Below are 6,269 nucleotides of genomic sequence, written 5' to 3'. Positions count from 1 at the left end.
GGACCACGTCGGCGAGATTGAAGATCCAACCGATGCGGCGTTGGGACTCGGCCTCGCGAATGCGGGCGTCGCGCAGGATCTTCTCCGACAGGATCCGGCCCATCCGCATATTGCTCATGGTGCGCTTGTCAAACGTCACGTGGGGACCGAGGCGGTCGGCCCAGTCCAACAACCCGGACGTCGAGCGGGACAGGAAGTTCCACGACGTCCGTAGTCCGTAGTCGGGATCCGCGGCTCGCACCGTGTGCCCGAGATCCTCGAGCTGCCCCGCGATGCGCTTCATCGCGGCCAGGATCTCGGGGTGGAGCTTGGCTCCGAAACCCGGGAAGGGGAACTTGGTCGACATTGCCACCGTGAGCGGACCAGGCGCCTGGCTGACGTACTCGGAGACCTTGACCGCCTCGGGCTTGTGGAGATCTCCGTCGGCGTTGCCGGAGGCGGCGTCGAGCACCAGTGCCGCATCGGTGACCGTGCGAGCCAGCACACCGTTGACGGTGATTCCGTTGAAGGCCTCCGGAAGCGGCCACGTCGAGATGCGGCCGCGCTGTGGCTTGATTCCGATCAGGTGGGTCCATGCAGCGGGAATGCGGACGCTTCCCGCCCCGTCGGAACCGATGGCGGCCGTCACCAACCCGGCGGCTACCGCCGCCGCGCTCCCACCAGAGGATCCGCCGGGGGTGTGATCCGCCGACCACGGGTTGCGGGTATGCCCGAATGCCGGCCCGCTGGTGAACGGCCACTGGCCCAGCTCACACGTGTTGGTCTTTCCGACGATCACGGCGCCTGCGGCGCGCAGCCTGCGCACCACCTCGGCGTCCGCGGCGGCCGGTTGGATGTCACCCGACGTGCCGAACCGGGTCGGGACGCCCGCCACGTCGACGTCGTCCTTGACCGCGATGGGGATACCCAAGAGCGGAAGGCTTGAAAGATCACGGACCGCAGCGCGTTTGCGATCAGCCTCGGCTGCATCGACGAGGGCCTGCTCGGTTAGCACGACGCGAAAGGCGTTGAGGGTGGACTGACTGGCCTCGATCCGCCGCAGTGACTGAGTCACCAGTTCGGTGGACGTGACCCGCCCGCTGGCGAGTCGGTACAGCAGTTGAGTGAGGGTGGGCAGGGGGGGACGCTTGATGGAGGTGCGGTTGTTCGACGTGCTGTCAGCCATTGGAACCGAGAATATCCGGCCGAGCCTCAACGTCGTCGTCGGTGGGAGGTGGGAGACTGTGTCGATGCGGTTGTACCGGGATCGGGCTGTTGTGCTGCGTCAGCACAAGCTCGGCGAGGCCGACCGGATCGTGACCCTGCTGACCCTCGAGCACGGCCTGGTCCGTGCGGTCGCCAAGGGCGTGCGCCGCACCCGCAGCAAGTTCGGGGCCAGGCTCGAGCCGTTCGCGCACATCGACGTCCAGCTGTACCCGGGACGAAACCTCGACGTCGTCACACAGGTCCAGGCGATCGACGCGTTCGCCAGCGACATCGTCAGTGACTACGGTCGCTACACCTGCGGGTGCGCCGTGCTGGAGACGGCCGAGCGACTGGCCGGTGAGGAGCACGCCCCGTCGCCGGCACTGCACCGGCTCACCGTCGCGGCGTTGCGCGCAGTGGCCGACGGTGCGCGGGCCCGTGAACTGGTGCTCGACTCGTACCTCTTGCGGGCCATGGGAGTCGCCGGGTGGGCCCCTGCGCTCACCGAATGCGCGCGCTGCGCGGCGCCCGGTCCGCACCGGGCGTTCCACGTCGCGGCGGGCGGAAGCGTGTGCATGCACTGCAGGCCGTCGGGATCGGTGACCCCGCCGCAGGGTGTGCTGGACCTGATGTCCGCCCTGCACGACGGGGACTGGCCCGCCGCCGAGGCGTCCACGTCGTCGCACCGCAGCCAGGCCAGCGGGCTGGTGGCCGCGCACCTGCAGTGGCATCTCGAGCGCCAACTGCGGACGTTGCCGCTGGTCGAACGCGTCTATCGGGTCGATCGCACGGTCGCCGACCGACGAGTGGCCCTGTTCGGGCAGGATGAAGCGCATGGCGTTGAAGCGGGATGGTCAGCGGGCGAAGAAGGACACCTACCCACAGCTGCCCCAGGCGCCTGACGGCTATCCGACGTTCCCGGACACGTCGACGTGGCCGGTGGTGTTCCCCGAGCTGCCCCCCGAGACCAACGGCAGGTTCTCCCGTCCGCCCCAGCACACGTCGAAGGAGTCGGCGCCGCTGATCCCCGCAGGCCAAGTGCCCAATCACGTGGCGGTCGTGATGGACGGCAACGGTCGCTGGGCCACCCAGCGCGGCCTCGGCCGCACCGACGGCCACAAGATGGGCGAGGCGGTGTTGATCGACATCACCTGCGGCGCCATCGAAATCGGCATCAAGCACCTCACGGTCTATGCCTTCTCCACGGAGAACTGGAGGCGCAGTGCCGAGGAGGTGCGCTTCCTGATGGGCTTCAACCGCGAGGTGGTGCGCCGCCGTCGGGAGAACCTCAACGCGATGGGCGTGCGCATGCGATGGGTCGGATCGCGACCCCGCATGTGGAGCAGCGTCATCAAGGAGTTCGACATCGCCGAGAAGATGACCGTCGGCAACGACGTCATCACCATCAACTACTGCGTCAACTACGGAGGCCGCACCGAGATCGTCGAGGCGGCGCAGGAACTGGCGCAACTGGCGGTCGAGGGAAAGGTCACCCCCCGTCGGATCAGCGAGGCCGCCTTCGCCAAGCACTTGCACCGCAACGACATCCCAGACGTGGATCTGTTCATCCGGACGTCGGGGGAGCAGCGGGCGAGCAACTTCCTGCTGTGGCAGGCCGCCTACGCCGAATACGTCTTCCAGGACAAGCTCTGGCCCGACTACGACCGCCGGGACCTCTGGGCGGCGTGCGAAGAGTACGTCCGACGCAACCGGCGCTTCGGCAGAGCCGAATGATGTGCCTGAGGGGCAGGGCCTGATGTCCACATCCGGCGGCCAGGAGCGCGGCGACGCGGCGATGTCATTGCTCGAACGCCTGACCTCCGCGCTGGGGGAAGTGACGACGCTCGTCGAGGAGTCGGACGGCGCCCTCACGGTGACCGTGGACGGTTCGGTGGCCTCGCTGCGGGTGGTGACCATTGCCGAGGGGTTGGACATGGTGTCGCTCACCCAGCCGCTCGCATGGGATCTCCCGCTGAACAACAAGATTCGCGAACGCGTGGCCGAGCAGGCGGGTAGAACGATGCTGGGCACGGTCGCGCTGGTCGAGAAGATCGCCGACGGGCCGGACACACCCGCCAACGGATCGTCGGCCAGGACGGCGCGCAAGTCCGCGGCCAAGAAGGTCGCCGACGTGATGCTGCGCTACAACTTTCCCGCGGCCGGTCTTACCGAGGACGCCCTGCGCACCCTGATCCTGCTCGTCCTCACGACGGGTGCCGACGTGCGCAAGGCGCTAACCGCCTGACGGCCCGTCGGGGGCGCAGTCCCCGCAGACCCCGAAGATCTCGATGGTGTGACTGACGTCGGAGAAACCGTGGCGGGCGGCGACTTCGGTGGCCCACGCCTCCGCCTCGCCGCCCTCCACCTCGACCGTGGCCCCGCAGGTGCGGCACACCAGGTGATGGTGATGGTGCTGAGAACAGCGCCGGTACACCGCTTCCCCCGTATCGGTGCGCAGGGTGTCCACCAGCCCGGCGGATGCCATCGACTGAAGCGTGCGGTAGACCGTCGTCAGGCCGATGCCCTCGCCGCGACGGCGGAGTTCGTCGTGGAGCTCCTGAGCGGATCTGAATTCGTCGACGTTCTCCAACAGTGCGGAGATCGCGGCGCGCTGGCGGGTCGAGCGGACAGCGGTGCCCGTCACCGGGGCTCGTCCCCGGCGTACTCGCCCGCGTGGGCGACCGCGGCCAGCACGATCTCGGCGAGATGGTGATCGACCAGCCGGTAGTGCACCTCGCGTCCGGTTCGTTCGCCGGCGACGACGCCCGCTGACTTCAGGATGCGCAAATGCTGGCTGACGAGCGGCTGCGGCACACCCAGGGCGTCGACGAGTTCGTGCACGCATCGCGACGATTCGCGAAGCTGGAGCACGATGGCGATGCGGACCGGCGCCGCCAGTGCCCGTAGCAAGTCGCCTGCCGTGCCGAGCACGCTCCGCGGCGGCACCTCCTGCGGTGGCTCTCCGTCGTGGGCGTGGTCGACGTGACCGTCCTCGACCGTTTTGGAAACCGTTTTCATTACGGGTCAGAATACATGCGCCATCGTGCATGTCAATCCACGTGGCCGTGACGACGGACGCGGCGGCAGGGGCAGCGGTGGCGAGTCGCTACGCTGTTCACCCGTGGCCTCCATCATCGACACCGTTGCCAACCTTGCGAAACGCCGTGGCCTCGTCTATCAATCCGGCGAGATCTTCGGCGGCACCAAGTCGGCGTGGGACTTCGGTCCGCTCGGCGTCGAGTTCAAGGAGAACATCAAGCGGCAGTGGTGGCGGTCCGTCGTCACCGGCCGCGACGACGTCGTCGGCCTGGATAGCGCGATCATCCTCCCGCGCGAGGTGTGGGTGGCCTCGGGCCACGTCGAAGTGTTCAACGACCCGCTCGTCGAGTCGCTGATCACCCACAAGCGTTACCGCGCAGACCATTTGATCGAGGCGTACGAGGCCAAGCACGGTCACCCGCCGCCAAACGGGCTGGCCGACATCCGCGACCCGGAGACCGGGGACCCGGGGCAGTGGACCGAGCCGCGCGACTTCAACATGATGCTCAAGACCCACCTCGGTCCGATCGAGACCGAAGAGGGCATGCACTATCTGCGTCCGGAGACGGCGCAGGGCATCTTCGTCAACTTCGCCAACGTGGTGACGACGTCGCGCCGCAAGCCGCCCTTCGGCATCGGCCAGATCGGCAAGAGTTTCCGCAACGAGATCACGCCCGGCAACTTCATCTTCCGCACCCGCGAGTTCGAGCAGATGGAGATGGAATTCTTCGTCGAACCGTCGACGGCAGCCGAATGGCACCAGTACTGGATCGACACCAGATTGCAGTGGTACGTCGACCTCGGCATCGATCCCGACAACCTGCGACTGTTCGAACATCCCAAGGACAAGCTGTCGCACTACTCCGACCGCACCGTCGACATCGAGTACAAGTTCGGTTTCCAGGGCAACCCGTGGGGAGAGCTCGAGGGCGTCGCCAACCGCACCGACTTCGACTTGTCCACGCATTCCAAGCATTCCGGCACCGACCTCTCGTTCTACGAGCAGGCCACCGAAACGCGGTACGTCCCTTACGTGATCGAGCCGGCAGCGGGCCTGACCCGCTCGCTGATGGCGTTCCTGGTCGACTCGTACCACGAAGACGAGGCCCCCAATGCCAAGGGCGGCGTCGACAAGCGCACCGTGCTCAAGCTCGACCCGAGGCTCGCGCCCGTCAAGGCCGCGGTGCTGCCGCTCTCGCGCAACGCCGACCTGTCGCCCAAGGCCCGTGACCTGGCAGCGGAATTGCGCAAGTCGTGGAACGTCGAGTTCGACGATGCGGGCGCGATCGGGCGCCGGTACCGCCGCCAGGACGAGATCGGCACCCCGTACTGCGTGACGCTGGACTTCGACTCGCTGGAGGATCACGCGGTGACGATCCGCGAGCGCGACGCGATGACCCAGGAGCGCGTGGCGATCGACGCCGTCTCGGACTACCTCGCGGTCCGCCTCAAGGGCGCCTGACTCTCTTCTCCGCGAGCGTGCGTGTCTGTACGGCGACACGCCGCTGCTCGTGGCAGATCGCGCACGTTGGCGGCGACGTGGTTGTGCACAGTCTGGGGTTGATCAACAATTCTCGTTCGACGGCTACCACTGACGGCGCGCGCGGATCACGCTCCTCGACATGTGCGCACTCGACGAGTTACTCGATGAGCAGGACGGCGTAGCGACCAGTGGGCAACTTCTCGGCGTGCTCACGCGCCGCGGTCTGCAGTCCAAGGTCAACGCCGGCGAGCTGGTCAAGTTGTGGCCGGGCCTGTACGGCCGCGGCGAAATCGATGACCTCGTGCGACTGCGCGCGCTCGACTTGAGGGCGGGTGTCCGCGTGCCGATCTGCCTCGCCACCGCCGCGCGCGCCTACGGGTTCGATACCGAGGACGTCGCAGACCTGCACGTGCTCAACCCGGTGCAGCACCAATTGCGTTGCGTCGATGGATTGTTCGTGCACCGGCGTGATGGCGCACCGCTGACGGTCGTTGAGGGCAGACTCGCGACGGCGCCCGCGTGGACGGCCGTCGAGGTCGCTCGCGGCCTGCGGCGCCCACGC

8 protein-coding genes are annotated in these 6,269 nt (G+C 67.5%); 5 read left to right on the top strand and 3 right to left on the bottom strand.

The window, feature by feature from the left end; genetic code table 11:
• Positions 1 to 1,165, bottom strand: a 1,165-nt coding sequence (locus QOI01_RS02830) for an amidase (protein WP_526378396.1), incomplete at its 3' end; no start/stop codon positions are given.
• A 64-nt stretch (positions 1,166 to 1,229) separates the two neighbouring features.
• Between QOI01_RS02830 and recO the strand changes: the two genes are divergently transcribed.
• From recO to QOI01_RS02815, 3 genes are read left to right on the top strand one after another with little or no spacing between them, the layout of a single operon-like run.
• Positions 1,230 to 2,087, top strand: coding sequence for a DNA repair protein RecO (gene recO / locus QOI01_RS02825; protein ID WP_526378398.1), 858 nt, complete (start codon positions 1,230 to 1,232; stop codon positions 2,085 to 2,087).
• Positions 2,020 to 2,919, top strand: a complete 900-nt coding sequence (locus QOI01_RS02820; RefSeq protein ID WP_526378394.1) for a decaprenyl diphosphate synthase — start codon at positions 2,020 to 2,022, stop codon at positions 2,917 to 2,919. The genes recO and QOI01_RS02820 overlap by 68 nt, the downstream gene beginning before the upstream one ends.
• 22 nt (positions 2,920 to 2,941) lie before the next feature.
• Complete coding sequence (locus QOI01_RS02815) at positions 2,942 to 3,430, top strand: hypothetical protein (RefSeq protein WP_526378392.1); 489 nt, start codon at positions 2,942 to 2,944, stop codon at positions 3,428 to 3,430.
• On the opposite strand, the gene QOI01_RS02810 is transcribed toward QOI01_RS02815, so the two are convergent.
• Positions 3,419 to 3,829 (bottom strand): Fur family transcriptional regulator, encoded by a 411-nt coding sequence (locus tag QOI01_RS02810; RefSeq protein ID WP_526378390.1) that lies wholly within the window; start codon positions 3,827 to 3,829, stop codon positions 3,419 to 3,421. The two genes, QOI01_RS02815 and QOI01_RS02810, sit on opposite strands and share 12 nt — an antisense overlap.
• Positions 3,826 to 4,203, bottom strand: a complete 378-nt coding sequence (locus QOI01_RS02805) for an ArsR/SmtB family transcription factor (protein ID WP_526378388.1) — start codon at positions 4,201 to 4,203, stop codon at positions 3,826 to 3,828. Before QOI01_RS02805 ends, QOI01_RS02810 begins: the two co-directional genes overlap by 4 nt.
• Before the next feature lie 103 nt (positions 4,204 to 4,306).
• On the opposite strand from QOI01_RS02805, the gene QOI01_RS02800 reads away from it, so the two are divergent.
• Positions 4,307 to 5,686, top strand: coding sequence for a glycine--tRNA ligase (locus tag QOI01_RS02800; protein WP_526378386.1), 1,380 nt, complete (start codon positions 4,307 to 4,309; stop codon positions 5,684 to 5,686).
• 160 nt (positions 5,687 to 5,846) lie between these two features.
• Positions 5,847 to 6,269: type IV toxin-antitoxin system AbiEi family antitoxin (locus QOI01_RS02795; RefSeq protein ID WP_526378384.1), on the top strand; the 423-nt coding region annotated here is incomplete at its 3' end.

Source organism: Mycobacterium sp. (genome assembly GCF_032162605.1).
Classification (GTDB): Bacteria; Actinomycetota; Actinomycetes; order Mycobacteriales; family Mycobacteriaceae; genus Mycobacterium.
This window is presented reverse-complemented; position numbering and strand designations above follow the sequence as displayed.

Excerpts from the sequence above, each read along its gene's own strand:
- QOI01_RS02805 (WP_526378388.1), bottom strand. The coding sequence starts at position 4,203 with ATGAAAACGGTTTCCAAAACGGTCGAGGACGGTCACGTCGACCACGCC.
- QOI01_RS02815 (WP_526378392.1), top strand. The coding sequence starts at position 2,942 with ATGTCCACATCCGGCGGCCAGGAGCGCGGCGACGCGGCGATGTCATTG.
- recO (WP_526378398.1), top strand. The coding sequence starts at position 1,230 with ATGCGGTTGTACCGGGATCGGGCTGTTGTGCTGCGTCAGCACAAGCTC.
- QOI01_RS02820 (WP_526378394.1), top strand. The coding sequence starts at position 2,020 with ATGGCGTTGAAGCGGGATGGTCAGCGGGCGAAGAAGGACACCTACCCA.